This window comes from Brevibacillus sp. FIR094 (genome assembly GCF_050477165.1).
Lineage (GTDB): Bacteria > Bacillota > Bacilli > Brevibacillales > Brevibacillaceae > Brevibacillus.
Genome location: NZ_JBEAES010000002.1, coordinates 1 through 26,368 on the forward strand (window position 1 = coordinate 1; position 26,368 = coordinate 26,368).

26 protein-coding genes and 1 tRNA gene are annotated in these 26,368 nt (G+C 48.7%); 3 read left to right on the forward strand and 24 right to left on the reverse strand.

The features are described 5' to 3' along the window. Nucleotides 1-98 precede the first annotated feature (98 nt). Nucleotides 99-175: transfer RNA gene (locus ACQ5DJ_RS01170), tRNA-Asp, on the reverse strand. A gap of 177 nt (nucleotides 176-352) precedes the next feature. Between ACQ5DJ_RS01170 and ACQ5DJ_RS01175 the strand changes: the two genes are divergently transcribed. After that, a complete protein-coding gene (locus tag ACQ5DJ_RS01175; RefSeq protein WP_429840837.1) occupies nucleotides 353-1,261 on the forward strand; it encodes an NlpC/P60 family protein in 909 nt (302 codons plus the stop codon). Between the two features lie 77 nt (nucleotides 1,262-1,338). On the opposite strand, the gene ACQ5DJ_RS01180 is transcribed toward ACQ5DJ_RS01175, so the two are convergent. From ACQ5DJ_RS01180 to ACQ5DJ_RS01265, 18 genes are all read right to left on the reverse strand, one after another. Then, nucleotides 1,339-1,581, reverse strand: coding sequence for a hypothetical protein (locus ACQ5DJ_RS01180; RefSeq protein WP_429840838.1), 243 nt, complete (start codon nucleotides 1,579-1,581; stop codon nucleotides 1,339-1,341). Nucleotides 1,582-1,701: 120 nt separating this feature from the next. Beyond that, entirely contained in the window at nucleotides 1,702-3,489 is a 1,788-nt protein-coding gene (locus tag ACQ5DJ_RS01185; protein ID WP_429840839.1) for a M3 family oligoendopeptidase, read from the reverse strand. A 142-nt stretch (nucleotides 3,490-3,631) separates the two neighbouring features. Then, nucleotides 3,632-4,849 (reverse strand): M20 family metallopeptidase, encoded by a 1,218-nt coding sequence (locus tag ACQ5DJ_RS01190; protein WP_429840840.1) that lies wholly within the window; start codon nucleotides 4,847-4,849, stop codon nucleotides 3,632-3,634. A gap of 37 nt (nucleotides 4,850-4,886) precedes the next feature. Beyond that, the gene (locus ACQ5DJ_RS01195) at nucleotides 4,887-5,858 is read right to left on the reverse strand and encodes a P1 family peptidase (RefSeq protein ID WP_429840841.1); all 972 of its coding nucleotides are present in this window, start codon (nucleotides 5,856-5,858) and stop codon (nucleotides 4,887-4,889) included. After that, nucleotides 5,858-6,415, reverse strand: a complete 558-nt coding sequence (locus ACQ5DJ_RS01200; protein WP_429840842.1) for an ECF transporter S component — start codon at nucleotides 6,413-6,415, stop codon at nucleotides 5,858-5,860. Before ACQ5DJ_RS01200 ends, ACQ5DJ_RS01195 begins: the two co-directional genes overlap by 1 nt. Before the next feature lie 66 nt (nucleotides 6,416-6,481). Further along, the gene (locus ACQ5DJ_RS01205; protein WP_429840843.1) at nucleotides 6,482-7,318 is read right to left on the reverse strand and encodes an energy-coupling factor transporter transmembrane component T family protein; all 837 of its coding nucleotides are present in this window, start codon (nucleotides 7,316-7,318) and stop codon (nucleotides 6,482-6,484) included. Between the two features lie 13 nt (nucleotides 7,319-7,331). Next, nucleotides 7,332-8,192 (reverse strand): energy-coupling factor transporter ATPase, encoded by an 861-nt coding sequence (locus ACQ5DJ_RS01210; RefSeq protein ID WP_429840844.1) that lies wholly within the window; start codon nucleotides 8,190-8,192, stop codon nucleotides 7,332-7,334. After that, complete coding sequence (locus ACQ5DJ_RS01215) at nucleotides 8,189-9,058, reverse strand: energy-coupling factor transporter ATPase (protein ID WP_429840845.1); 870 nt, start codon at nucleotides 9,056-9,058, stop codon at nucleotides 8,189-8,191. Before ACQ5DJ_RS01215 ends, ACQ5DJ_RS01210 begins: the two co-directional genes overlap by 4 nt. Nucleotides 9,059-9,220: 162 nt before the next feature. After that, nucleotides 9,221-10,519: a sigma-54 interaction domain-containing protein gene (locus ACQ5DJ_RS01220; RefSeq protein WP_429840846.1), complete on the reverse strand. Its 1,299-nt coding sequence runs from the start codon at nucleotides 10,517-10,519 to the stop codon at nucleotides 9,221-9,223. Next, on the reverse strand, nucleotides 10,516-10,758 hold the full coding sequence (locus ACQ5DJ_RS01225; RefSeq protein ID WP_429840847.1) for a hypothetical protein: 243 nt from the start codon (nucleotides 10,756-10,758) through the stop codon (nucleotides 10,516-10,518). The genes ACQ5DJ_RS01220 and ACQ5DJ_RS01225 overlap by 4 nt, the downstream gene beginning before the upstream one ends. A 24-nt stretch (nucleotides 10,759-10,782) precedes the next feature. Beyond that, on the reverse strand, nucleotides 10,783-11,118 hold the full coding sequence (locus ACQ5DJ_RS01230; protein ID WP_429840848.1) for a DUF4406 domain-containing protein: 336 nt from the start codon (nucleotides 11,116-11,118) through the stop codon (nucleotides 10,783-10,785). Nucleotides 11,119-11,241: 123 nt separating this feature from the next. After that, nucleotides 11,242-11,913 (reverse strand): GNAT family N-acetyltransferase, encoded by a 672-nt coding sequence (locus ACQ5DJ_RS01235; protein WP_429840849.1) that lies wholly within the window; start codon nucleotides 11,911-11,913, stop codon nucleotides 11,242-11,244. Nucleotides 11,914-11,954: 41 nt separating this feature from the next. Next, on the reverse strand, nucleotides 11,955-12,626 hold the full coding sequence (locus ACQ5DJ_RS01240) for a GNAT family N-acetyltransferase (RefSeq protein ID WP_429840850.1): 672 nt from the start codon (nucleotides 12,624-12,626) through the stop codon (nucleotides 11,955-11,957). Between the two features lie 37 nt (nucleotides 12,627-12,663). Further along, nucleotides 12,664-13,521 (reverse strand): carbon-nitrogen hydrolase family protein, encoded by an 858-nt coding sequence (locus tag ACQ5DJ_RS01245; RefSeq protein WP_017248204.1) that lies wholly within the window; start codon nucleotides 13,519-13,521, stop codon nucleotides 12,664-12,666. 128 nt (nucleotides 13,522-13,649) lie between these two features. Then, on the reverse strand, nucleotides 13,650-14,909 hold the full coding sequence (locus ACQ5DJ_RS01250) for a M20 family metallo-hydrolase (RefSeq protein WP_429840851.1): 1,260 nt from the start codon (nucleotides 14,907-14,909) through the stop codon (nucleotides 13,650-13,652). Beyond that, entirely contained in the window at nucleotides 14,875-16,527 is a 1,653-nt protein-coding gene (locus tag ACQ5DJ_RS01255) for an amidohydrolase (RefSeq protein WP_429840852.1), read from the reverse strand. The genes ACQ5DJ_RS01250 and ACQ5DJ_RS01255 overlap by 35 nt, the downstream gene beginning before the upstream one ends. 27 nt (nucleotides 16,528-16,554) lie before the next feature. Beyond that, a complete protein-coding gene (locus tag ACQ5DJ_RS01260) occupies nucleotides 16,555-18,045 on the reverse strand; it encodes a sodium:solute symporter family protein (RefSeq protein WP_429840853.1) in 1,491 nt (496 codons plus the stop codon). Further along, nucleotides 18,042-18,239 (reverse strand): DUF3311 domain-containing protein, encoded by a 198-nt coding sequence (locus tag ACQ5DJ_RS01265; RefSeq protein WP_026043050.1) that lies wholly within the window; start codon nucleotides 18,237-18,239, stop codon nucleotides 18,042-18,044. Before ACQ5DJ_RS01265 ends, ACQ5DJ_RS01260 begins: the two co-directional genes overlap by 4 nt. Nucleotides 18,240-18,404: 165 nt before the next feature. Between ACQ5DJ_RS01265 and ACQ5DJ_RS01270 the strand changes: the two genes are divergently transcribed. Then, the gene (locus tag ACQ5DJ_RS01270) at nucleotides 18,405-20,036 is read left to right on the forward strand and encodes a PucR family transcriptional regulator (protein ID WP_429840854.1); all 1,632 of its coding nucleotides are present in this window, start codon (nucleotides 18,405-18,407) and stop codon (nucleotides 20,034-20,036) included. Between the two features lie 43 nt (nucleotides 20,037-20,079). Beyond that, nucleotides 20,080-20,274, forward strand: a complete 195-nt coding sequence (locus tag ACQ5DJ_RS01275; RefSeq protein ID WP_144615974.1) for a hypothetical protein — start codon at nucleotides 20,080-20,082, stop codon at nucleotides 20,272-20,274. Nucleotides 20,275-20,338: 64 nt separating this feature from the next. Here the strand turns inward: ACQ5DJ_RS01275 and ACQ5DJ_RS01280 are convergent, their stop codons facing one another. The 5 genes from ACQ5DJ_RS01280 to ACQ5DJ_RS01300 all read right to left on the reverse strand — a co-directional run bounded on the left by ACQ5DJ_RS01280 (nucleotide 20,339) and on the right by ACQ5DJ_RS01300 (nucleotide 26,227). Continuing rightward, entirely contained in the window at nucleotides 20,339-21,952 is a 1,614-nt protein-coding gene (locus ACQ5DJ_RS01280) for an ABC-F family ATP-binding cassette domain-containing protein (RefSeq protein WP_429840855.1), read from the reverse strand. A 349-nt stretch (nucleotides 21,953-22,301) separates the two neighbouring features. Continuing rightward, complete coding sequence (locus tag ACQ5DJ_RS01285) at nucleotides 22,302-23,423, reverse strand: sulfate/molybdate ABC transporter ATP-binding protein (RefSeq protein WP_429840856.1); 1,122 nt, start codon at nucleotides 23,421-23,423, stop codon at nucleotides 22,302-22,304. Beyond that, nucleotides 23,420-24,286 carry a sulfate ABC transporter permease subunit CysW gene (cysW, locus tag ACQ5DJ_RS01290; protein ID WP_429840857.1) on the reverse strand — a complete coding sequence of 289 codons (867 nt, stop codon included), beginning with the start codon at nucleotides 24,284-24,286 and terminating at the stop codon, nucleotides 23,420-23,422. The genes ACQ5DJ_RS01285 and cysW overlap by 4 nt, the downstream gene beginning before the upstream one ends. 12 nt (nucleotides 24,287-24,298) lie before the next feature. Continuing rightward, entirely contained in the window at nucleotides 24,299-25,135 is an 837-nt protein-coding gene (gene cysT / locus ACQ5DJ_RS01295) for a sulfate ABC transporter permease subunit CysT (protein WP_429840858.1), read from the reverse strand. Between the two features lie 30 nt (nucleotides 25,136-25,165). Beyond that, nucleotides 25,166-26,227: a sulfate ABC transporter substrate-binding protein gene (locus tag ACQ5DJ_RS01300; protein WP_429840859.1), complete on the reverse strand. Its 1,062-nt coding sequence runs from the start codon at nucleotides 26,225-26,227 to the stop codon at nucleotides 25,166-25,168. Nucleotides 26,228-26,368 lie beyond the last annotated feature (141 nt).

Sequence of the window (26,368 nt, forward strand, 5' to 3'; positions counted from 1 at the left end):
AACCCACAACCCCCTGATTACAAGTCAGGTGCTCTACCAATTGAGCTATACCGGCACATTACGAGAAACTATGTAATTCGCACATTCTAGAAATAGAATGGCGGAGCTGACGGGACTCGAACCCGCGACCTCCGGTGTGACAGACCGGCGTGAACTCCAACTTCACCACAGCTCCATATGGTTTTTGTCTCCATCTTGCGGCGACTTCTGTAATATAGCACGATTCTATCTCCAGATGCAATAGTTTTTAAAAAAATAACGAAAGATTAATTTTTTCATAGATTTACCAACCAATATCCGATAGAATTTTAGATAGATATGCAGATTTTAGTAGATTGGTGGAGACGATGACATGAAAAAGACTTCAAGGCTACTCACCTTCCTCGCCCTCTTCACTCTGCTGCCTACTGCTGCCCATGCTTCCTCATCGGCATATGTGGTATCAGCAGGTGATACGCTGAGCAAGGTCGCTCGTGAGCATCAAGTAACGGTGGATCAACTCATTCAATGGAACCAACTGAGTGATGATAGATTGTCAATTGGACAAACTCTGTCAATTCATGGTGCAAACACTTCTGGCTCCATTGCGACCGACATTCCTTCCGATGTAGCTGTCAATCAGAATGATAACGCTACCACTGAGTCTAAAGAACTAACCGCTGGTGAAAAAGCCCGTGTCACTGGTGACGTGCTGAATGTGCGTAAAAAGCCTTCGACTGATGCAAAAGTGTTAGGCAAGCTACAATTCGGTTCCATTGTAGAAGTCGTAGAAACGGGTAGTGAATGGACGAAAATCGAATTCGAAGATCGTGAAGCATACGTTGCTACAGAGTTCCTTAGTCCAAACCTCACTTCTACCGTTTCGCTGCCTGCCGAGGTAAATGCAGAAGATCTGGGTCGAATGAAGGAAATTTTTGAGCCATTACTCAATACACCATACGTCTTAGGCGGAACTACTCCGAATGGCTTTGATTGTAGTGGCTTTACTTCATACGTTTTTGAGCAGCTTGGGGTTACACTTCCGCGCACTTCTGAAGATCAATTCCGTGGCGGTCAAGAAGTATCACTGGATCAAGCACAGCCTGGTGACCTCTTGTTCTACGATTCGCTTGGAAAGGGACGCGTGTCCCACGTAGCGATCTATTTGGGTAATGGAGCAATTGTGCATGCGAATGGCGAAGATGTTCGCTATGGCAAAGTCGAATACATGCATAAACTCTACCCGTTTTACGGAGTGAAGCGTTACGCTAACTTCCAGTAAGCTTTCCTACACGTAAAAGCAAACAAACAGCCCTATCTGCCTTTGCAGCAGTTTGAGGGCTGTTTGTCTTTCTGCGCTTAATGTATTTCGGTATTATGGCCCTGCTGATGTTGTTGTTGCTGTCCTCCGATTTCGACTTTGCCCAATGCTTGCTTCATTTTGTCGAGCTGAAGTTGATAATCACGAACGACTACGGTAAGAACACTGACAGACTCCTTGAAATCCGGCTCGCTGCTTACTCTGTCGATGGCTCTATGTAAATGCAGCATCTTGTTCTCCGTTTCCCGCAATAGGTCGAGTAACTGCAATCCATTTACCACGTAATCACCTCATCTGTTTTTTCTTACTTTCTCCTTCCCCTCTGTTCCCTATGCGCACAAAAACGCTTTGCATGATGAATAAAAAACGCCCGCTAATGACATAGCGGACGTTCTTCCTATTTAGTTCAGGCGTGCAGACGCGAGCTCAACAAATTTGTCGATATCTTTTGCAACCAAAGAGAGTGAATTCCGCCAGAAATCGACGGAGCGTACATCAACATCCATGATAGCTGCTACATCTGCAACGCTCATTTTGCCCGTTACAGATAAGAGCTTGTCGTACTGCTCAACAAAAGCTTCCCCGCGCTTGAGATACTCTGCGTACAAGCCTTTCGCGAACAGAAGCCCAAAAGCATACGGGAAGTTGTAGAAATTGTAATCCGCGCTATAATAGTGCGGTTTACATACCCACATGTACGGGTGTAGAGCTGCCGGATCCAAACCATCTCCGTAAGCGTCCTTTTGTGCTTGCAGCATCAGTTCGTTCAGAGTGGAAACAGACAAAGCACCTTCTGTTCTGCGCTCAAATACAGCAGTCTCGAACAAGTAGCGACTATAAATATCGACGATCACCTGACTCGCTCCGCTGATATCATTTTCCAAAATCGCAAATGCTTCTTCAGATGTCGCCTGTTCAAGCGCTGCATTGGCAATGATGGTTTCGCACAAAATGGACGCGGTTTCGGCGATTGGCATTGGGTATTCGCTATTCAAGAATGCTTCGTTTACAAGACATTCTCCGTGATAGCCATGTCCCAATTCATGTGCCATTGTGCTCACATCGCTGTAGCTGCCGGTGTAGTTGGACATAATTCTGCTCTCCCCTACAATGTGCAGGTTGTAGCAGAATGCCCCTCCACGCTTGCCTTCACGAATCTCAGCATCAATCCACTGATCGTCATAAGCTCGTGCTGCATAGTTGGCGAGTTTTTCGCTAAAGCTACCAAAGTGCTTCACAATGAAGTCGCGAGATTCCTCATACGAGAACCGCATGTCTGCCTCGCCCACTGGCGCAAACAGATCATAGAACGGCAACTGAGCGCTCTCATGACCAAGTAGCTTCGCCTTTGTACGGAAGTATTGGTGGAAGGATGGCAGGCTCTCACGCATCGCCTGAAGCATCGCTTCGAGCGTCTCGCGGTCCATACGGGAGTCTTGCAACGTCTTATCCAGCGGCGATTCATAGCCTCTTAGCTTCGCAACCGTAATAACCTCGCCTTTAATTCCATTCAAGCTGGCAGCAGCAGCTCCATCGATTTTTTTGTAAGCGGCAAGTTCCGCCTCGTATGCTGTTTTGCGAAGCTGCGGATCTTTTTCGTTCGCCATGTTCCGCACCACTGGCAATGGAAGCTGTTTGTGCTCCCCATCGACTGTAATGTCTACCAGTAAAGTGGAAGTCAACATTTCATGGAGCTTTGTCCATGCATTTGACCCTGTATTTTTCATTTTTGCCAGAACGATTTCTTCTTTTTCGCTCAGCATGTATTTGCTCTTATCTGACATTTCTGTCAACATAAAGCGATGTGTCTCTAACAGCTCTGATTGGCTAATCATTTCATCCAGGTTGCTCAACGATCCTAGCCATTTTTGGAATTGTACGCCTGGTTCAACCAATTCTACTGCCTGATTCTGTACTTTTTCAATCGCGAGCAGTGCTACTTCATTCTTGGCATCCACGCTGGCAGTCAGCTCTCCGTGCGCGTACAAGCGGAATTGCGTTTGCAGGACGGAAGTCATCATCGTTATGTATGTCTCCATCTTTGCTACTGCATCTTCTGAAGATTGCAAGTTTTGCGTTGCCCAGCTTTTGATCTCTTCTGTTTCACGTACGAACTTCTCCCAATCTTGTTTCCATTCTGGTGCATCAAACGAGGAATACAAGACGTCCAAATTCCAGCGCATATTCATAGGCACACGCCTCCTTTTCGCTTATGTAACAAGCCTATTGTAAAAAATTTTAGATGGATTCTGCAAGTTTTTACTAAGAAAACTTCTTTTGCGAGAATAAAAAGACTCTGCCGCGAGCGTAAGCAGAGTTCTTTTGTAGTGATCAAGCTCGTACTGGCTGCGTCAAAAACGTTAACGCAGACAAGGCAAAAAGCTGGGTGGATTCCACCAATTGGTCAATAGCTATGTACTCATCTGCGTGATGAGGAATGTGGCGATCGCCTGCGCCTGTCGTCAAAATCGGAATGCCAGCCTTGTGGAGAAAGGTTCCGTCTGTCGCACCTGGGACGCCATTATATACGGGCTCTTTTTTGGTGATTTCCCGATACGCGTTCGCGACGGAAGTCACAACTTCTTCATTCATGCCAGTCAACGTCCAAGGGCGTTCTTCGATTACTTCCAGAGTAGCCTTGAACTTGTCATCCTCTTTGCCTAGTTCTTCTAATATGGCACTGATCTCTTTATACAGCTCTTGGTGGTCCTGCCCGGGAACCGTGCGAATATCAAGTGTTGTCATGCATTGATCGGGTACGACGTTGATTTGGGCGTCTCCTCTGACCGGTGCCTGCAAAATCGTCGGAGTGATACTCGGCCACCCTAACATCGGATGCTCTCCCAGACGAGCCATTTCCTTACGTTCCAGCTCCTCTAACGCCACGATGGCGCGTGCCATCCTTGTGTTCGGATTGATTCCCGTCAGTGGCATAGCTCCATGCGCCATTTTGCCAAACGTACGAAGAATGGCTCGCATGGCTCCTTTTTGCGTGATGCAGAGCTGATTTTCTTCCGGTTCGCAGATAATCGCTGCATCGACGTTGTTGGCCCAACCGCGACGAATGAAATCTTTGATCCCGATCATCATGCTCTCCTCATCGCAAGGGATGCACAGAAGGATTTTGCCTGTAAAAGACTGTTTGGATCGTTGGATAGCTTTGACGGCACATATCGCGGCAGCCAGATTTCCTTTTGTGTCACAGGAGCCACGCCCGTAGATACGCCCACCAGAAATTGTCCCGCCAAAAGGGTCGTAGCTCCAAGCATCCCGATCCCCTTCTGTTACGACATCTGTATGGGCTTCGAACAAAAGCGTTTTGCCAGGCTTGCCAGAATCGTAAAAAGCGATGACATTCGGTCTGCCTGGAACAACCTCTTCATAGAAGACCTGCAAACCCATATTACGAAGATAATCGGCGACAAATAGCGCTACCCGCTCTTCGTTCGCTCCTGCCTGATCGGGACGAAACACACTTGGAATTCTAACTAGCTCCTGCGTTAGGCGTACAACTTCCTGCTCGTCAACAAAGGATATCACCTGATTCATCCGCCAATCCTCTCCTCTGCATCCAAATATGTTACACCTATTCCTGGAAGTAACTGTGATAAGCTGGCAGTCCCCCTGCTTCCTCTGCGTGCTTAACCGCTTGGATGACGGCTTCTGCCAGCACATCTGCGGACAACGCGCCCACCAAGTCTACACTCACCTCTACTTCGCCTGTTGCTATAGCAAAGATCGTATCGCCATCGTACATGGTGTGAATCGGACGGATTGTACGGGCAAGCCCGTCATGAGCCATTTGCGCTACTTTGTTTGCTTCTGTTTTAGACAAGTGGGCATTGCTCGCGACTACGGCAATCGTCGTGTTCGTACCTGGAGGGATCGGAGCAAAAGCTTGCCGGCGCAGTATCTCCATGCTATCCCGAATGGTTCCCTTTTCATCTCTCGGCCCGGCTATGATCGTCCCTGCCTGCGGATCTACGACATGACCGACCGCATTTACCGCGACGATTGCGCCTATGACGAGTCCATTGGGTAGAGTCACGGAAGCTGTGCCTAACCCGCTCTTCATCGCATTCCCAAATCCATTCAGCTTGCCTACTGACGCACCTGTACCCGCACCGACGTTTCCTTGTACTCCTGATACTCCTGACTCACGGCTTGCTGCCTGTGCTGCCTCATAGCCCATTTGACGATCCGGACGAACCCGATAATCTCCTACAGCCAGGTCGAACAAGACTGCTGCTGGAACGATAGGAACGACGCCATAACCAACATCCAGTCCGATGCCTTGTTCCTCCAAATACTGCATGACACCTGTAGCAGCATCCAAACCGTATGCACTGCCACCCGAAAGGCAAATCGCATGGACGACACTCACCAGATTGACAGGGTCCAGGAGGTCCGTCTCGCGGGTGCCCGGGGCAGAACCCCGGACATCCACGCCGCAAACAGACGGCTTTTCCAGCATAATCACACTGCATCCCGTTAATGTTTCTTCGTTCTGTGCATGCCCGACGAGAATGCCGGGTACGTCAACAATCGTTCCGGTCATTATAAGTCTCCTGAAATTTTTGATTTTTGCCTGCCCGCTGAGCCCAATTTCTTCCAAGCTGCAACGACAGCCAGCGTAACAATGACAGAAACAATTGCTTCTGGCAAGCCGTTCGTAATAGCAACTGCGGTCGCTACACCGAGCGTCATGTATCCTCGAATTACGGCCATGCCCAGTACAAGGATCGTGTTTGTCATCGCGCCAATAAAGCCAGCGGCACCAATCGCCAAGTACTGATTGACGTTTTTCAAACCGACATAGGTCAAATAAGCAGTCACACCGATGAACAAACGTGGCAGGATGGCTATAAGAGGGTCTTTAAAAAGCGGAACGGTGGCATTTAAGAAAGAAGAGACTCCAAATATAAGGCCAATGATCATACCAACGCCCCAGCCCTCCATTATGCCCCCGATAACAGCCGGGATGTGCATAATAGTGGCATTACCCGCTGCTGTCGGAACCGGAATGTAGCCCAGACGTGTCACCCCGAGCAAAATCGCTATCGCGCCTAAAACGCCTGCAATGACAATCTTGCGAACGGTCAAGCCTTTTTCCATGCATACTCCTCCTTTTACGAGTTTTATGTGGAATGCCCTATTCGGGCGAATTCCCGCTAGTCTCCCTTACCAAGGTATGGCGAGCATGACGGCTGAAATGACAATACTTACGATCAGCGCGACGTAATCTTTGCCTACTGCCTTGTATTGGGTGTATCTGGTCCGTGCAGCACCTGGTGTGTAGCATCTGGCTTCCATTGCCAAAATCAAATCTTCTGCTCTGGAGAGCGCCACATTAAACAGCGGGATGATGATGGGAAACATGTCTTTTGTTCTCTGGATGATCCGCCACCATTCTCCTGTACCGAAATCTGCACCTCGGGATGCTTGTGCTTTCATCATTTTTTCCATTTCCATTGCGAAGGTAGGTACAAAGCGCACAGCAATCGTGATGATCAATGCAAAGGCATGAACCGGAAACTTTGCTTTTTCCAACGGCCCCAGCAGTCGCTCCATTCCGTGCGTGAGTTCCGTCGTAGAAGTGCTGAGCGTGAGGACACTCGATAAGAAGATTACTTCTACGAAGCGCATAGCAGACACGATGACGAGGCGTACACTCTCACTCGTGATCGTGATGAAGCCGTATTTCAAATAAACCGTTCCGCCATTGACAACCTCCCCGTAAAAAAGCAACTGCATGATCGCCAAAATAATGATAAAGGGGATAGCGGGCTTGATCCCGGATATGCCGTAATGCAGGGGGATTTTCGAGATTTGAAACATCCAGATACAAATGGCTAAAGCAAACAGGTTACCCACGTATGTATCGCAGATGGCAATCGCTAAGATCAGGATGACGAAAGCACCAAGCTTGAAACGAGGATCAAGACGATGAACGACCGAAGCAGTGGGTAAATATTGACCGATGGTAATATTGCGCGTCAATTCAAATTCTGCTGACATGTGGACCCCCTCCTTAGCGGTTCATCAGTTTCAAAATTTCCATCGCTGTCTCTTCGGGTAAAAAAGCGCTAGGGTCGATGCTGTAGCCCTGCTCACGGAGTCTGTATAAAATATCAACCGATTCCGGTGTGCCGATGTGATGCTGCTGCAGCAATTCCTGATTGCCAAAAATTTGTCGTGGTGTCCCTTCACAGACTGATTTGCCGTTTGCCATGACGTAGACACGATTAGCAAGCTTGGCGACCTCTTCCATATTGTGTGAGACGAAAATAACCGTTAGCTTTTCTTCACGATTGAGACGGCGGATGCGTTCCAATAGCTCAAGACGAGAGCGTGGGTCCAGCCCTGCTGTTGGCTCGTCAAGCACGAGAACCTTGGGTTGCAAGGAAAGGACGCCAGCCAATGCCACTTTGCGCTTCTGTCCGCCACTTAAGGCAAAAGTCGGACGGTCTTTCATCTCCTGAAACGAGAGACCAACTAAGTCCATCGCCCACTGTACACGTCGCCTCACTTCCTCTAGTGGCAGCCCCATCCGAAAAGGACCGTAGGCTACGTCATCACCGACCAGTTTTTCGAACAATTGATCCTCCGGGTTTTGAAAAACCAGTCCTACTTGTCTACGCAACGTACGAATATCGATCTTGGGTGAAGATACGTCCATTCCATTGATGATGACCGTACCGGATTGCGGGCGAATCAGTCCGTTAAAATGCTGGATCAACGTCGATTTTCCCGATCCAGTATGACCGATAATTGCCAAGCACTCACCCTCCGCCACCTGGATGCTTACCTGGTCGAGAGCCCGATGTTCGAGAGGCGTTCCCTGCATATAGACATGAGATAAATTTTCCACGTTTACGATCGGTTGCGTCATGAACCACTCGCCTCCGCTTGTCTGACGTATAGACGATTAACCTCCGCGACAACCTCCTCATTGTGGATGAGATCAGGTGTAAATTCGCTATATTCGGAGTGAACGAGATGAGCAATGCGGCTCGCGTCTGGTACATCCAGATGAAGCTCGCGAAGTCTTTCCTGATGGGAAAATACTTCACGCGGAGTACCCTCCAATACGATCTTGCCGCCCTCCATTACGATGACGCGATCTGCTTCTGCTACCTCTGACATGTGATGGGTCACTGTGACGATCGTTATTCCTTCGCGATGCAGCTTGCGAACGACTGCTAGTATATCCTGTCTACCGTAGCTGTCCAGCATACTCGTCGCTTCGTCCATAACGAGGCATTGTGGCTTCATCGCCAAGATCCCCGCAATGGCGATCCGCTGCTTTTGTCCGCCAGACAAATGATGAGGCGGTCTATGGCGAAATGCAGTCATCCCTACTGCCTCTAAGGCAAAATCAACTCGTGTTTTCATTTCTTCTGCAGATGTCCCGATATTCTCCAATCCGAAGGCCACATCATCCTCTACAATCGTCGCGACAATCTGATTGTCCGGATGCTGAAAAACCATCCCGACACGGCTCCTCACTTCATGAATTCGCTGTTTTTCACGCGTGTTGATTCCGTTAACGATGACATCGCCTTCCATTGGAGTCAAAATTCCATTGAGATGCTTAGACAACGTTGACTTACCGGACCCATTATGACCGATGATGACGACATACTCTCCTGGAAACACTTCTAGGGAGACATTTTGCAGAACAGGAATTTGTTGATCTTGGTTAACCTGATAGGCAAACGAGACATTTTCTACACGAATAATCGGTTGTGGTGTCATGCTCTCCCCTCGCCTCTTCGTAAAAGTCGTATGTGTTGTGTCCTCCATAAATAAGCAACTACCATGCCAAATGAATATGTTTTTAATTTTCTGTAAATTAAACAATTAATGGAGCCACTCTGTTGCAAACATGCATCGCTGATGTTGCAATTGCATCAATTTCTAGAATCTTTCGTAGCGCTTCATTTTTCTCCACAGCGTAGACCGATCCATTCCCAAAATTTTCGCCGCCTCTCCCTTGTTTCCCTTCGTCTCCGCCAAAACCTTTCGGATGACTTCTGCTTCTCTCTCTTCTTGATCTCGGTAAGATTGTCGTTGATACAGCTTCTTGGCAAAAAAAGCCGTGTCCTCCTTGCCAAGCGCGTCATTCTTACAAAGCAAGATCATTCTTTCCACCACGTTGCGCAGCTCCCGTACGTTACCTGGCCAGTCGTATTGTTTGAGAACGCGGAAAACGGCCTCTTCTACTTTCAGATGCCTTTTATTTTCCCGTTCCTTGATTTCTCCAATGATCGATGCCACTAATAGCGGAATATCTTCAATTCGCTCTCGCAAAGCAGGCAAATCAAGCGTCAACACATTCAATCGGAAGTAGAGGTCTGAGCGAAACTGCTTTTCCTCTACCAGTCGTTCCAAATCCCGATTCGTTGCCGCGATAATTCTCACATCGACAGGGACGATGCGTTCCCCGCTGATTCTGCGCACTTTTTTCTCCTGCAAGATACGCAAGAGCAACGCTTGGATCGGGATCGACATCTCTCCAATTTCGTCGAGAAACAGCGTGCCACCGTGAGCCAATTCAAACAGGCCGGGCTTTCCGCCTTTTCTTGCGCCAGTAAAAGCGCCCTCCTCGTATCCGAACAACTCACTCTCCAATAAATTGCCGGGGAGCGCCGCACAGTTAACCGGAATGAAGGGCCCGGTTGCACGCTGGCTGCTCAAATGAATTCCTTGGGCAAACAACTCCTTGCCAGTTCCAGTCTCCCCCTGAATGAGAACAGTCGCATCTGTCCTTGCAAATGTTTCCGCCCATACCTTCGCTTCGCGGATCGCAGATGATTCTCCCACGATATCCTCCAGGCGGAATTTAGCTTCTAAGCCACTCTCCATGCTCTGCTTGCGAATGCGCATCTCCATTTTTTGAATGTCGGTGATCTCTTTAAAAGTGGACACCGCTCCCACAATTTCACCCTTTACGACAATCGGCAAACGGTTGATGATAATTTGCCGATTCAGGATCGTCGCGATATCCCCTATCTCTTTTTTTCCCGTTGCCAAAATTCTCAACATATCTGAATTGGGAATATAACGGGTAATTTTTTGTCCCACAATATTGCCTGGCAGACCGAGTATTTCCATCGCGTTTTTATTGACCCCGATAATAATGGATTCCCGATCGACCGCGATGATGCCGTCATGAGAAGCGTCCAGAATCGCCTGCATGTGGATGTCATGGATCATTTGCTTGGCTCTCCTTCCTCGGCATTCTCAAGCATGACTGCTACTTCTGGTGCTGGCCTTCTTGCCCGACGCTTTTTTCGTTTCTTTTTCCGTAAAATGAAAATGGACAAGAGCATCAGCGCGAGGATGGCGAGCTGGATTGGTTGTGCCAGCTTGGCAGAAGTCCAGCCACTCATGCCCAGCAAGTGAAAGATGACGGCTATGTAAAGGAAGATCGATGCTAGATTTTGAGCATTCACCTGTTTCACCTCTGTCTTTTCTCGTTAGTGAAAGAATGCGGCAATCACTTTATCGTTGATCCCACTCTTGGAGTAATAATGAACCGGCTTTCCTTGTTCTTTTGCATATGCAATTTCCTTGCTTGTACTGCTTCCGATATAGCCCTCTACATCGATGACAAAAATCTCGTCGGACAAATCTATTTTTCGAAAATGAATGACAGTGAGTAGATCTGCTTGCTCCTGTGATATCTCAAAGCCCTCGCTCTGTTCGAAAAAGGCAACACTCATCACGATGTTTCCTTGGAGCGTCAAATACGTATTCGCCTGTTCAAATTCTTTTTTGAATTTTGTAGACCCGCATAGGGTGATGATTTTCATTTTTTTGAATCCCTCTTCATCTGGCTTATCTTTTTCGTAATAATCTGACTAGGCTACTACGAAAAACTCCCATGGAGCCGTGAACATAGCTCCACAGGAGAGTTGGTTCTTGTTGTCTTGCGATTAGATAGGAAGCAGTTCCACCGTTTCTTTGCTCTCCAAGCCTTTCACCATGTCGAGCCATGCTTGTGGCTTTTGTGGAAGCACGGCGTAATAACGCTTCAAGAACGTAACGATCAGATCCGCTTCGAGGATTGTTTGCTCTTCGTTGGTCGGCATGAAGCCCAGATCGAGTCCGGATACCGCTTCGCCGTCATTTTGCCAGGACGGATGTACATAGGTAAAGTTCGTACGTTTGTATCCCAGATGTGAGAGCACTTCACGGCGTACAAATGGGTCCATTGGCTTGATGCCGCCAAAGCTGTGTTCTTCTACACGGTACGGGTCGTAGATTTCTGCAAACATCCCGTACAGCTCCTTGCCGTTTTCAGCAGCCAGAGCGAGCAGGTCCTTTTGCCGCTGTCTAGCGAGGAAGCGTCCCACTCCGAGGCCTTCTCGACCAATGATCGTGAAGTCTGTCATGGCTACGTTCATGTCTGTGTAATAACGGTATTCGGTAGCGCCCACAACTTCTCCTTCGTGTACAGCTACAAATACACGAATGCCCGGATCTTCCAGCGGTTCTTTCCACAGATCGTACTCCAATACTTCCTCAGGCGGGAAAACCTCTTGCATCAAACGGTGCATTTTCGCGAAAAGCGGGTTATCAATATGTTGAATGCGTACGAATTCCATCAGTCAAATCCCCTCTCGATCGATTATGTCTGAAAAACGCCCTACAGATGCTGCTGAAATGGATTTTTCCATTCCATGAGTGTCGCGTAGTTGCGAGATTCCTCATCTTCCAAATAATTCGCCACGACCTGAACAGGCGTGCGACCGCAGCGCATGAGAAATGTAATCACCGGGTCTCTTACTTCCCCTGTCAGGACACGGTCCAAATACTGCTCAGGTGTCCATTGGTCAGCATAGCGTCCATATCCTGGCATGCGACCTCCGCCGAGCAATCTGCGCAGTCCTTTTTGTACCACCAGCTCATACATCGCCTGCATCATCTGTTGACCCAACCCCAGCTTGCGGAAGCTCGGACGAATGCAAATATCTACGATGTACAGCGTGTCCCCCTGCGGATCGTGATTACGGATATAACCGCTATCCGTGACATCCTCCCACTTATGTTCGGGATGTGCCGGATCAAACTTCACGAGCAACCCTGTCATCGAGCCTGCCAAAACGCCGTCCACTTCGACACAAATGGCACCTTCTGGGAACAGCGTAATATGGTTCGTCAGCTGCTCCTGGTTCCACCATAGCTCAGACGGGAACGGCGGCGGAAAGCTCTCCGCCTGTATTTGGATCAATTCGAAGAAGTCTGATCGATTGTAGTTGCGTATGATGGCTTTACGTGGCTTGTTCCCTTCAAATACATACAGCTCTTTTCTGTACATATTCATCCTCCTGCTGTCCTGATCACGATGGAATGCTTTACTTCCAGTCTGTATACAAATCGGTGCGGCGGTCGCGCCACGTTGTGACGGAGCCTTTTTCCCGCACATCGTATAGCAATTGGATATCCAGGTCAGCGGTTACCATCATGTCGTGGTTGATTTCCCCTTCAGCAAGAATGCCTCGCGGAGGGAACGGAACATCGTTTGGCGTCAAGATCGCCGCTTGTCCAAAGTTCGCTCGCATGAAATCAACTGTTGGCAGCGAGCCTACGGTTCCAGTCAGCACGACATACACCTGGTTTTCAATCGTCCGAGCATGACTGGTATAACGTACGCGGTGGAAAGCGTGGCGATCATCCGTGCAGGATGGGCAGAAAATGACGTCTGCGCCCCGTGCTTTGGCGATACGCACCCACTCAGGGAACTCGATGTCGTAGCAAATAATCATCGCGACCTTCCCTTTGTCGGTCTCAAAGATTTGCAACGAGTCGCCAGCCCCCATGTTCCAGCCTTTTACTTCCCATGGCGTGATATGGATTTTTTTCTGCTGACCTACACGTCCATCCGGGTAAAACAGAAAAGCCGTATTATAAAGCTTGCCGTTTTCCTCGATGATGTGCGTTCCACCAATCAGATACATCTCGTATTTGGCAGCGAGGGAACGAAACAGCTCGACGTATCGGTCCGTAAATGATGGCAATGCCGTAATCGGCAGTGCATTGCCCTGTTCGTCTCCGATCGACATGAGTTGAGTCGTAAACAGCTCCGGGAAAAGGAGGAATTCTGTGTCGTACTCTTGCGCGTTTTTCACGTAGTGCTCAACTTGATTGGCGAAATCTTCAAAGCTATGTATGGTATGCAGATGATACTGCACAGCGGAAACACGCATTTTCATGCCATTCTTCCTTCCTAAAACGTGATAAGAATCTCTAAGAATAAAATATATCAAAAACAGTCTGTAAAGTCTCGTCATTGGCTGTATGAAAAAAGTCGCCTATCCACTTAGACGGGCGACTCTCTCTATTATTGGTTGGTGCTCATCCGCAATACGGTTTTGTAGAGTAGCTCTGTTCCCAGTGCCACGTCTTCATAGACTGCATATTCTTGCGGATTATGACTGATACCGTCCTTGCATCGGACAAAAATCATCCCGTAATCACAAACGTAGGAGAGTGCCAAAGCGTCATGGAAAGGACCACTCATCAGCTCGCGCACAGAGGCACCGAGCTTGCTGCTCTCCTCATGCATGATTGCCTTAATCCAGTCGGCACAGTAACGCGGGTCACTATTCGTATCTTCCGTAATGGTATATTGTAATCCACCTTCTACAGCGGCTAGCTCAATTGCCTCGCGCAACGCTTGTTCGCGCTCATCGCGACGCTTCAAATCGATATCCCGCAAATCAATCGAAAAACGCACCCGCTCTGCAATGATGTTGCGCGAATCCGGGAAAACCTCCAAGTGACCGACTGTACCGACTGTTGGCGCTTGTGGATCAAGCTTTGCCAGCTCGTTCACTGCCAAAATTACTTTTGCCGCTCCGACGAGTGCATCCTTTCTCATCAGCATCGGTACAGAACCAGCGTGCCCAGCAAAGCCAGTCAGCTCGACCGTCCACCACAATGGCCCTGATATCGCAGACACGATTCCAATCGCTTCTTTCGCATCATCGAGAATTGGCCCCTGCTCAATATGCAGCTCCAGATAAGCACCGATGCTGCCCTTTGGATAAATAGACGCTTCCAGACGTTCAGGGTCGCATCCAAAATCAATCAGAGCTTGCCTGCGTGTGATCCCGTTTTTATCCGTCCGCTCCAAGTCCGTCTGGTCCAGCATACCGAGAATGCCTTTCGAACCAAACAGTCCTTTTTGAAACCGGCATCCTTCTTCGTCACAAAACGCAACGACTTCAATAGGCTGTGCAGGCATGAGCCCTTGTTCATTCAACGTTTGTACGACTTCTAGTCCTCCCAATACCCCGATCACACCATCGTACTGACCGCCGTACGGCTGCGAATCGATATGTGAGCCAATCATCAAGATCGGAGCTTGATCATCCTTCCCCATCATCCGACCAATCAAATTGCCGAAGTCATCAATCCGCGTCTGAAGACCGGCTTCTTCCATCCAGCTACGCACCAGCTCTACGCCTGCCCGGTCTTCAGCAGTCAAAGCGAGTCGGCATACACCCGTTTCTCCTATTTTCCCGATTTGCGCCAATTGCTCGATTCGTTTTTGCAGTCGTTCTTCATTGATCGCAAGCTTTTTCGCTTTTGCGTTCATCTTGTAGAACCTCCTCATCTTGGCGTTGATAGACGAACTCCCCATCGATCATCGTTTTGTCAACGCGCAGATCTTTGATACGATCTGCCCGCGTTGCCAAAATATCGCCGTCCAGCACCACGAGATCAGCGAGCTTCCCGACTTCAATACTCCCTTTGATCCCCTCCTCAAAACTGGCGTACGCTCCGTTCCAAGTAAACATGCGAATCGCCTCCATGATGCTGACCCTTTGATTGATCCCCACATCCTGACCTGTTTTACTCACCCGACTAACGGCAGCATGAATCCCAATCAGCGGGTTGAAATCAGTCACGGGACTATCTGACGCTCCTGCCGCAATGATCCCCGCGTCGAGCTGATCCCTCGCCGGAAACATATGTCCGACACGCTCTCCGATGTTGGTCACATACGAATCGCCGTAATCGTAGATAAAAGCAGGATTTGGAATGGGTACGACACCTAGCCGAGCCATTCTCGCCAGTAGATCAGGCGCAGATACACCAGCATGTTCAATTCGATGTCGGTGATTCTCACGCGGATGTGCTTCTATTGCCGTTTCAAAGCATGTCAGCAGCATGTCAATCGCTCGATCTCCCTGGGCATGAGCGGTAATTTGAAAACCTCGTGCATGTGCCTCTCCCAAAATGGTATTCAACTCGTCCTGTTCATAGTAGAGAATTCCGTAATCATCTGGTCGGCTGGTGAACGGTTCACGCATGGCCATCGTGGGCGCAATGCTTGCCCCATCGGTAAAAACTTTCGCAGGTCCGATACGGAAGCGAGCATTCCCCGTACCCGTTACCATCCCGGCTTCGATCATCTTTCGGACAAAATCATCAGATTGATTCAGCGCACAAACCATCGCGTAGATGCGAACTTTCACGTCACCTTTCTGTACCGCTTTTTGCATCGCTCGATAGTTTTCTGGACCGTATCCTCCCGCATCGTGGACACTCGTAATGCCCGCAGCAACAAAGTCCTTCGAAGCCAATCGCAGACCTTCGATATACTCTGCTTCTGTAAAAGCAGCTTTATCAAACAGGTTCATATGTGCCGTTTCGATGAGGAACCCCGTTAGCTCACCATCTGCATCACGATCAATACGTCCACCTTGGGGGTCGGCTGTGTTTCTATCGTAACCCGCTATCGCAAGCGCTCTGCTGTTTACGACAGAGTGATGAGCGCACGTCCTCATGACAAAAACAGGATGCGCTGTCGTCACTTCATCCAGTTCGGCGATTGTCGGATAGCGTTGTTCGATCATGAGATTTTCATCGAAACCACATGCCCTCACCCATTCCCCTGCTGGTGTTTTTGCCGCTTGTTCTTTCAGTGCGGTGAGCAGATCATCAATCGACCTGATCCCTCTCGCTTTGCAATCGACTCCCAGCTTGTTCGTACCGTAAATCGTAATATGCAGATGGGCATCGATGAAGCCGGGCAATAGACTCTTCCCTTGCAAATCAATGACGTTTGTATGTGATTGAATCAACTGTTTCACATCTTCACTAGACCCGACAGCAACAATGCGATTCCCTCTGACTGCCACTGCCTCTGCCACCCGATTCTCATGATCTACCGTGATCACCTGTCCATTGAGAAAAACCGTATCTGCCATCTAACTGCCTCCTTTAGGAAACGAGTATTAAAGAGTTGGTGTCCCTTCTGTGTTTGCCGCATGACGATTGAGTGCAAAAAGATTCTTCGTCACAAACGTCACAGTAAACATCACGACGAGATTGACTAGCAATGCCACGACACCAATGTTCAAGTCTTTGACAACAGCTGGCCAATTCGGGAACATGGTCGCAATCGTCACTTGGCAAATCGTCACATACGCAACAGTTGACACCCCACATAAAATCCCGGCAAACGCACCATATTTATTCACCCAGGGCTTGTCAGGAAGACTAAAAAGCAATGCCGGGAATAACTGTGTGACCAAGCTGTAGCCCATTAATAACAGCGTAACGAGCGTATCTCCCCCACTCATTGCAAAATACAGCGAGACCAACGAGATGACAGGCACTAACCATTTGGCAATCCGGGCGATTTGTGCGTCAGATGTGTGCGGAGCCATGACTTTGTACACATTTTTCGCCAAGAGCGTCGCCCCTGTCATCAATAGCATCGAGCCTGGTACGAGCGCAGTGAGCAAGCCTGCTGCTCCAATGATCCCGACTACCCACGGATCGAATGTTTGCAACGACAAACGGAGCAAGGACAAATCGCCGTCCGCCCCTTTTAACCCGGGTACTTGCAGAATCGCCGTAAAGCCGACAAAGAACACAAACAGTAGCATCAAGGTATAGAGCGGAAGCATGATCGTATTTTTGCGGAACACATTTGCATTTTTCGCTGAAAACACAGAGCCGAACGTATGCGGCCACATGTAAAATCCGAACACCGTGACCAGCACCGTTGAAATGTACCAGGAAATGCTTAATCCCTCTTCAGGGAACGTCAAGAAACCAGGATTGGAGGCTTGTACTGCTTCAAACATCGGCTGGATGCCCCCGTAATAATGAAACGGAAGGTAAATCCCGAGGAAAACGACGACAAAGAAAATCATGATGTCCTTGATCGCAGCCGTCCAAGCCGAACCGTGAATCCCTGAGATCATGACGTAAATGGTCACAGCAATGACTCCGATCCATATCGCAGCAGCAGGCGAAATCGAGCCATAGGATGCTTCCGATACGATGATCCCCAAGCCTTTGAATTGGAGGACGAGATACGGAATAATCGCAATGACTCCGACCGCTGCGACCAAAATGCCGAGTATCGGACTCTTGTATTTGCTTACAAAAAAATCGGATTGGGAGACGAGCTTGTGCTCTTTGGCATAACGCCAAATGGGCGGCAAGAGCCAGTAGGAAATGACATAGGCGAGGGAGATGTAAGAGAGAACGTAATAAGAAGGTGCCCCTTTGGAGTACGCCCAACCGCTGCCCCCCAAAAAGGTGAAGGTCGTATAAATCTCGCCTGCTACCAGCAAGAAAATAAAAATCGAACCGAATCCTCTACCGCCAACGGTCCATTGTTCCATATTCATGTCTTTCCCTCGTTGCGCACGAATACCTGAATAGAAGGACAGCAATAAAAAGGCAAAAATAATAATCAAGGCAATATTCATTGGCCGTCCTCCTTCGTAGCAGGGTCGATTTTGTTGAGGAATGCCATAATCACAGAAGTTAAGACAACCCAGAGAACGATCCAAAATAGGACAAACGGCATGCCTAATACGTAAGGCTCCACCCGATTCACAAACGGAATTCCTCCCAGCATCCCAATGAACGGCAGTACCCCTAGCCAATCTCTCGCTTTCATACGACTCCCCCCAGTTTGCTCGATTTGTCCCATTGCCTGTACACATCCTGGACATGTACATTAGTATTATCTAAAAATTCAAATATTTCCTTTGTTCAGATGGCTAGAAAACGGAACGGGGTTTTGTGCGAGTAGCTAAAAAATGATGAAGGCATGGTGAGCGTAATGATTACTGTCCGTGAGCTCATACAAGTTGGTGGCTTTGATGAATCGTCAGTGCTTGCAGGTGCGGACTCTTTAGAAAATGAACTGCTGGGAGTCACCTCATTTGATTCTCCCGATGGCCACAGGTGGCTGCGTGCTGGTGAATTCGTTCTGACGACAGGCTTTCCATTTCTCTCTCAGCAAAAAACATGTACGAAACGGCTGATAACACTCATCAATGAGCTAGTCGCCATCGGCACCCCTGGGCTTGCCATCAAATTAGGTCGATACATCGAGGACCTACCTGACGCCGTTCTCTCCCACGCTACGAAAAAGGCATTTCCCATCCTGTCCTTTCCAATGAATAAAGCTTGGTCGGATGTCATCGTTCCAGTCGTTCAATACATCAATGACAAACAGCGCATCGAGCTGGACAGAACCCATGCCATTTATGAACGGTTTCATCACTATTTAACGGGAGGAGCTCCGATTTCTACATTGACAGATTTACTGTCCGATATCCTTGATGCTCCTGTCTCCATCCATGTCCCCCAGCATAAATGGAAATGGGATTCCTCGCTTGTTTCGCTCCCCCGCGATGATTCATTGGACAAGCTATATGGACAACGCGCCCCGATTCGACTAACGCAAGCGCCTCTTAGCAAACAAAAAGAAGGCATCCATATCCGGTGGCTTCTCCACGACCAAATCGTGCTGGGAACCATCGTCATTGAACAGCGGGAGCGTGATCTATACGCGTGGGAAAAAGTCGCCATCGAACAAAGTGCTGCCCTCCTGTCACTTGAAATGCAGCGACAACGAGCCATCCAGGAAACATTCCAGCGTTTTCGCAATGATTTTTTGCAACAATTCGTCAGTGGCCAGATTGTCTCACATGAAATGCTCATGCGAAAGGCGGATGAAGTGGGCTGGGAGTTGTCCGATCAGTATATCGCGATGATCCTAAGCACCTCCCCGCATGACAAAACCGGCATGGAACTTTGGCAAGAAAACCATCATCTTCTGAACGCGTTGCATCGTTTTTTTTCTTCCAATGAAGCGATTCTGTATGGATTGGATCAGGAAAATCGTGTCCTCTTGCTCGTGCCTATGTCTATGCATGCCTCCACTGAATCACTCTCGCAGTGGCTGCAAGAGCAATGCTTGAAGACGGTCACCAAACAATTGGATCAGCCCGTCTTTGCAGGAATTGGGCGATATCATTCTGAGCGAGAAGGCATCGTTCGTAGTTATCGGGAAGCGCTGATCAGCTTGCGAACCGCTCTCCATTCAGCAAATCCAGCCAACGCCTCTTCTCTTCGCGTCAAAAGCTACCACGACTTAGGACTCGAGCGAATCATGTACGCAGACGATCCCGCGACAGAAGCCCAAGCGTTTGCAGAAGAATGTCTGGGTAAAATTCACAGCTATGATCGAGAAAAGAACGGACAGCTCCTCCAAACCTTGCAAGTGTTTTTGCAAGCGGATGGTAATTACGCGGAAGCCGCGCGTCGTTTGTATGTCCATAAAAATACAATCAAATACCGCATCCAGCTCATCCGAGAGTGGACCGGATTGAATGCGGAAAACGGGCACGATCAGATGCTGTTGCGCATCGCTATAACTGCACATGTCATTGGGTATCGCCTTTAATCTTGGTATAATGAATGGGAAAGCTAGGTAGGAGGAATAGAAGATGAACGAGTGGTTGAATAAACCCGTGAAAACTATACAAAGACCGAAAAAACGAGGCACGGTAGAATACATCGATGACCAGTATATCGTCGTGTTCTTTACTTCCCCGCGAAAAGAGCGCGTTATTTTTTCCAGCAAGGAAGCGTTCCTCAGCAAAGTAGAGTTTGTGGAGGACACCGCTTCTTCACCATCATGAGAAAAAGCCCTTGAACTTCAGCACGGTTTGTGCGAAGCCAAGGGCTTTTCTATGTGGATCAAGCTTACGCGTAATGTTCTTCATGCAGGCGCTTGATTTCATCGCTCTCGAGGTACTCATCATATGTGATCATCTTATCAATGACACCCTTCGGCGTGAACTCAATGATCCGGTTCGCAATCGTTTGTACGAACTGGTGGTCATGAGATACGAATAGAAGCGTACCGTCGAATTCGATCATGCCGTTGTTCAAGGCAGTAATGGATTCTAGATCCAAGTGGTTCGTCGGTTCGTCCATGATCAATACGTTGGCACTTGCCAGCATCATCTTGGACAGCATGCAACGAACTTTTTCTCCCCCGGACAATACGTTCGCCTTTTTCAGTGCTTCATCTCCAGAGAACAGCATGCGACCGAGGAATCCACGAATGAATGTCTCGTCTTGATCTTTGGAGTACTGACGCAGCCAATCAACCAGGCTCAAGTCAGAATTGAAGTACTCAGCGTTATCTTTTGGGAAGTACGCTTGGGAAGTCGTAACGCCCCATTCGAAAGAACCGCTGTCTGCTTGAACTTCGCCCATCAAAATTTGGAAGAAAGTCGTTTTCGCCAGCTCATTCGGTCCGACAAACGCAATTTTATCCCCTTTGTTAATGGTGAGGTGAAGGTTTTCAAACAGTTTTTCGCCTTCAACCGTCTTGCTCAAGCCTTCGATTGCTACGAGGTTTTTACCCGCTTCACGCTCTGGCTTGAAGTTGATGAAAGGATACTTACGGCTGGAAGGACGAATATCATCCAACGTAATTTTCTCCAACAGCTTTTTACGCGAAGTCGCCTGCTTCGACTTGGAAGCATTGGCAGAGAAACGTGCAATAAACTCTTGCAGTTCCTTCATTTTTTCTTCTTTCTTCTTATTCTGATCACGAACCATTTTCAGTGCCAATTGGCTGGATTCGTACCAGAAGTCGTAGTTACCCACGTACATTTGAATCTTACCGAAGTCGATATCCGCGATGTGCGTACACACCTTGTTCAGGAAGTGACGGTCATGGGATACAACGATAACTGTGTTTTCATAATCTGCCAGGAAGTTTTCCAACCAACGAATCGACTCGATGTCCAAGTGGTTCGTAGGCTCATCTAGCAGCAGGATGTGTGGATTACCAAACAGCGCTTGTGCCAACAGAACACGTACCTTCTCCGTACCAGAGAGGTCCTTCATCTGCTTGTCGTGCAAGTCAGTCGGGATACCCAAACCGATCAGCAAGCTAGCCGCATCTGCTTCTGCCATCCACCCGTTCAGTTCTTCGAATTCGCCTTCGAGTTGAGATGCACGATTGCCATCTTCCTCGGAGAAGTCTTCTTTCATGTAGAGAGCTGTTTTCTCTTCCATGATCTCAAACAGGCGCTTATGACCCACAATGACCGTTTTCAGCACTTCGAATTCGTCGAATTCAAAGTGGTTCTGCTTTAATACAGCGATACGCTCGCCCGGTGTCACCGAAACGTGACCACTCGTCGGATCGATCTCTCCGGAGAGGATCTTCACGAAGGTAGACTTCCCTGCACCGTTCGCACCGATGAGGCCGTAACAGTTACCTGGGGTAAACTTAATGGATACATCTTCAAACAGTGCGCGCTTACCGTAGCGCAGCGTCACGTTCTGAGTGCTTATCATCGTCGCAATACCTGCCTTTTTTGAATCGTTCAAACACTTATCTTACCAGAGATGACCTCATTTTGCAAAAGGTAAACGATTTCGCGCACAGCAAAAAACACTTGATTCATGAAAATCATTTTTACAGGGAAAACTACCATGGCAATCCAATGGGAAGGAGGCAAAGAAATGTCCAAGCAAAATGGTGTCAAAAATGAGATGGGAAAGAAAGAAAACCCTTCACAAACCCGGAGATCGAACACAATTAGTAAAGAACAGACACGCTCCAAGCAACATGGCGAATAGAGAGTGCCTCCATCAAAAACCGGCCTGCGGCAAATGCAGACCGGTTTATTTGCAATCAATCGGATCAAACACTGGCCTGCAACGGAATGAGAGAAGGACGATGTGTCTGTACAGGTTGTGCATCCACATAGATCGATATATTGTGCAACGTCACATACACAATGCTCTCCTCTTCTACGTTCAACTCCATAAAGCGCTGCCTGCTCATTTCTGCCTCAAACACCTCATCCGTATCCAAACGTTTCAGGTCCAAGCGAACAATCGGACCCAAGAGTGAAATATGGTTAATCTCGGCCTGAACAGATCTGGCAGACTTCCCCTCTGGCGGTCGCAACGATATCTCTACATCATGTGGACGCATGTATCCGACAGCGGGAGCCTCTACCGCTTTATCCTTCCAATCTGTCTCGAACTCTGCTTCGCCGAGCTTGATTTTGCCATTTTGGATTCGTCCGTGAAACAAATTGACCCGCCCCAAAAAGCTGTACACGAATGGATTCGCCGGATGGTGATAAATTTCTTCGGGCGACCCTACCTGCTCCACTCGCCCTTCATTCATCACAACTACCTGATCCGCCAATTCCATCGCTTCCTCCTGATCGTGTGTGACGAACAGAATCGTCAGCCCGAGCTTCCCGTGCAGATGACGGAGCCAGCGACGCAGCTCCTGTCTCACTTTCGTATCCAAAGCGCCAAACGGTTCATCCAGCAGCAAAAATTTTGGTTCCACTGCCAACGCCCTCGCCAATGCGACACGTTGGCGCTGACCACCGGATAGCTGTGAGGGATAGCGATGTGCGAGACCTTCTAGCTGAACGAGCTTTAACAGTGAATGAACCTTTTTACTGATTTCCTCCTTGTTAGGTCGTGTTTTGCGGGAGCGAACTGACAAACCAAACGCAATGTTGTCAAAAATGTTCATATGCCGAAACAAGGCGTAATGCTGAAATACAAATCCAACCTGCCGCTCGCGCACGTCGCGATTCGTATTATCCTCACCGTGAAAGAGAATGCTCCCCTCCTGCGGTTGTTCCAGTCCAGCGATGAGACGCAAAAGCGTCGTCTTTCCCGATCCGGAAGGCCCAAGAAGCGCTACGAGTTCGCCTTCCGGGATTTGAAGATTCACATTTTTCAACGCCGTAAAGCTTTTATATGACTTCGTAATGTTCACTACCTCGATACTCATCCGGCTCTCTCTCCTGTCACGTCGTAGTGTTGTTCCTCATCCAGCTTTGCCTGCCGCTCGGTTTTCCACTCGATCAAGCTTTTCAGAATAAGCGTCACCAAGGCTAAGGCAGCAAGCAAGGTGGCTACCGCAAAGGCAGCAGCGAATTGATATTCGTTGTAGAGAATCTCCACATGCAACGGGAGCGTATTGGTCATGCCGCGGATATGACCGGAAACGACGGATACTGCCCCGAATTCACCCATGGCGCGGGCATTACACAGAATGACCCCGTACAGGAGTCCCCATTTTACGTTTGGCAGCGTGACGCGCAAAAATGTTTTCCAGCCGCTTGCTCCGAGTGAGACTGCTGCTTCCTCCTCGTCTCTTCCCTGTGCTTCCATGACCGGAATCAGTTCACGAGCGACGAACGGGAAGGTAACAAAGGTCGTCGCAAGCGCGATACCGGGAACCGCAAATATAATTTTGAGATCCCACGCCGCAAGCAAGGGCGCCGCCACACCTTGACTCCCAAACAAGAGGACAAAGATAAGGCCCGCAATTACTGGAGACACCGCAAATGGCAAGTCTATCAAAGTAAGCAACACATTTTTACCCGGGAACGAAAACTTGGCTATTGCCCATGCCGCAGCGATCCCGAACGTCACATTCAGCGGTACGCTAATGGCTGCGACAAGCAAGGTGAGCTTGACAGCGGATAACGTTTCCTCCTCTGTAATAGCCGCAACGAACACCTCCGCCCCTTGCCGAAACGCTTCTGTAAAAACAGCTACTAGCGGTAGGATCAAAAACAAGCCGAGGAAGAGCAAGGCCACGATAATCAGTGTCCATCGGATATAGGCCGGCTCCGTCAAATGCTTCATACGTGATACCTCCTAACGGGCCGCATCGAATTTATTGATTTTCCATTGCAAGTAGTTGATGACCAACAGCATGATAAAGGAAATCACTAGCATGACCGTTGCAATTGCCGTAGCGCCCGCATAGTCAAACTGTTCCAGCTTGGTCATAATCAAGAGGGGCACAATCTCTGTTTTCAATGGCATGTTCCCGGAGATGAACACGACGGAGCCATACTCACCCAGTGCTCTAGCAAAGGCGAGCGCAAAACCCGTAATGATCGCCGGTAACAAATGCGGCAAAACCACCCGCCAAAATGTATTCCATCGTGTAGCGCCCAACGTAGCCGCCGCTTCCTCCATTTGCAAATCCCAATCTTGCAACACAGGCTGGACGGTTCTGACGACAAAAGGAAGACCGATGAATGTTAGTGCAACCCATATACCGATGGGAGTGTACGCTACCTTGATCCCCCACTCTGCCAGGTACTGCCCGATCCAGCCATTTTCAGCGTAAATAGAAGTCAGGGCAATCCCGCCTACAGCGGTAGGTAAAGCAAAGGGCAGATCAACTATACCGTCAATGATCCGCTTCCCCGCAAATTGATAACGTACCAACACCCATGCTACCAAGACACCGAACACCGCATTGAGACAAGCCGCGAAAAAAGAAGTCATAATACTCACATGAATGGAGGCAAGGACCCTCGTATCCATAATCGTCCCTATGAATTGCTCCCAACTCATCGTAGAAGCTTTTAAAAATAAGACAGACAGAGGGATCAGCACCAGAAGACTCAGGTAGATGATTGTATAGCCCATGGTCATGCCAAAGCCTGGCAAAAACCCTCTGTTGCGGAATGATTTTCTCATGAAGGTAACTCCTCTGAGGAAAGTGGAAGTCTATGGTTTATAAAGTTGATCGAAGACACCTTGATCTGCAAAATGAGTCTTTTGTGCTTTCGTCCAACCACCAAACAACTCATCGATGGTAAACAATTGGATGTCTGGGAATGCCGGTGTATGTGCTTGGAGCACTTCCTGCGAACGAGGGCGGTAGTAATGCTTGGCTGCGAGCTCTTGGCCTTTTTTGGTATACAGGAATTGGAGGTATGCTTCTGCTACTTCTTTTGTTTTGTGCTTGTTAGCGTATTTGTCAACGATGGTAACAGGCGGTTCAGCCAAAATGCTCAAGGACGGATTCACAATCTCAAACTTGTCTTTCCCTAGTTCATTGACAGCGAGATACGCTTCGTTTTCCCATGCAATCAGCACATCCCCAATGCCACGCTCAACAAACGTAGTGGTCGAACCACGTGCCCCAGAATCGAGGACGGGTACATTTTTAAACAATTGTCCAACGAATTCTTGTGCCTTCGCTTCATCCCCGCCATTTGTCTTCAAGGCATAACCCCAGGCAGCCAAGTAATTCCATCTGGCTCCCCCAGATGTTTTCGGGTTCGGTGTAATCACGGAGATACCAGGCTTGATCAAATCATCCCAATCTTTGATTTGCTTCGGATTGCCTTTGCGTACAAGAAACACAATCGTGGAGGTATAAGGCGAGCTGTTGTCTGAGAGCTTCTTTTGCCAATCGGCAGGAATCAGACCGCGTTCGGCAATTGCGTCCATATCATAAGCGAGGGCTAGGGTGACTACATCTGCTTCCAAGCCATCGATGACAGAGCGGGATTGCTTGCCTGAACCGCCATGTGATTGCTTGATCGTTACGGTTTGACCTGTCTTTTGATGCCACTCTGAGGCAAACTCCTTGTTGATATCTTGGTAAAACTCTCGCGTCGGATCGTAGGAAACATTGAGCAGCTCTACCGTAGAGTTGCTGCCCGCCGCTCCATTCCCTGTTTCTGCTGGTGTAGCAGCCGAGCAGCCTGCCATAGCAACCGCCATAGCAACGATTCCTACGCGTTGCAGGATCGTCTGGACCTTGCCTTTCGTGGTTTTCATACAGCTCACTTTCACTCCTCTTTTAATCTATAGTATTTTACTCGGAATACTCTGTTATCGAAAATTATACCTGCCTTTTTGTTCCTGTCAACGATATTTCCATCTACCCTATGCTAGGCAGGTAGGCCACGTTCAAATGTT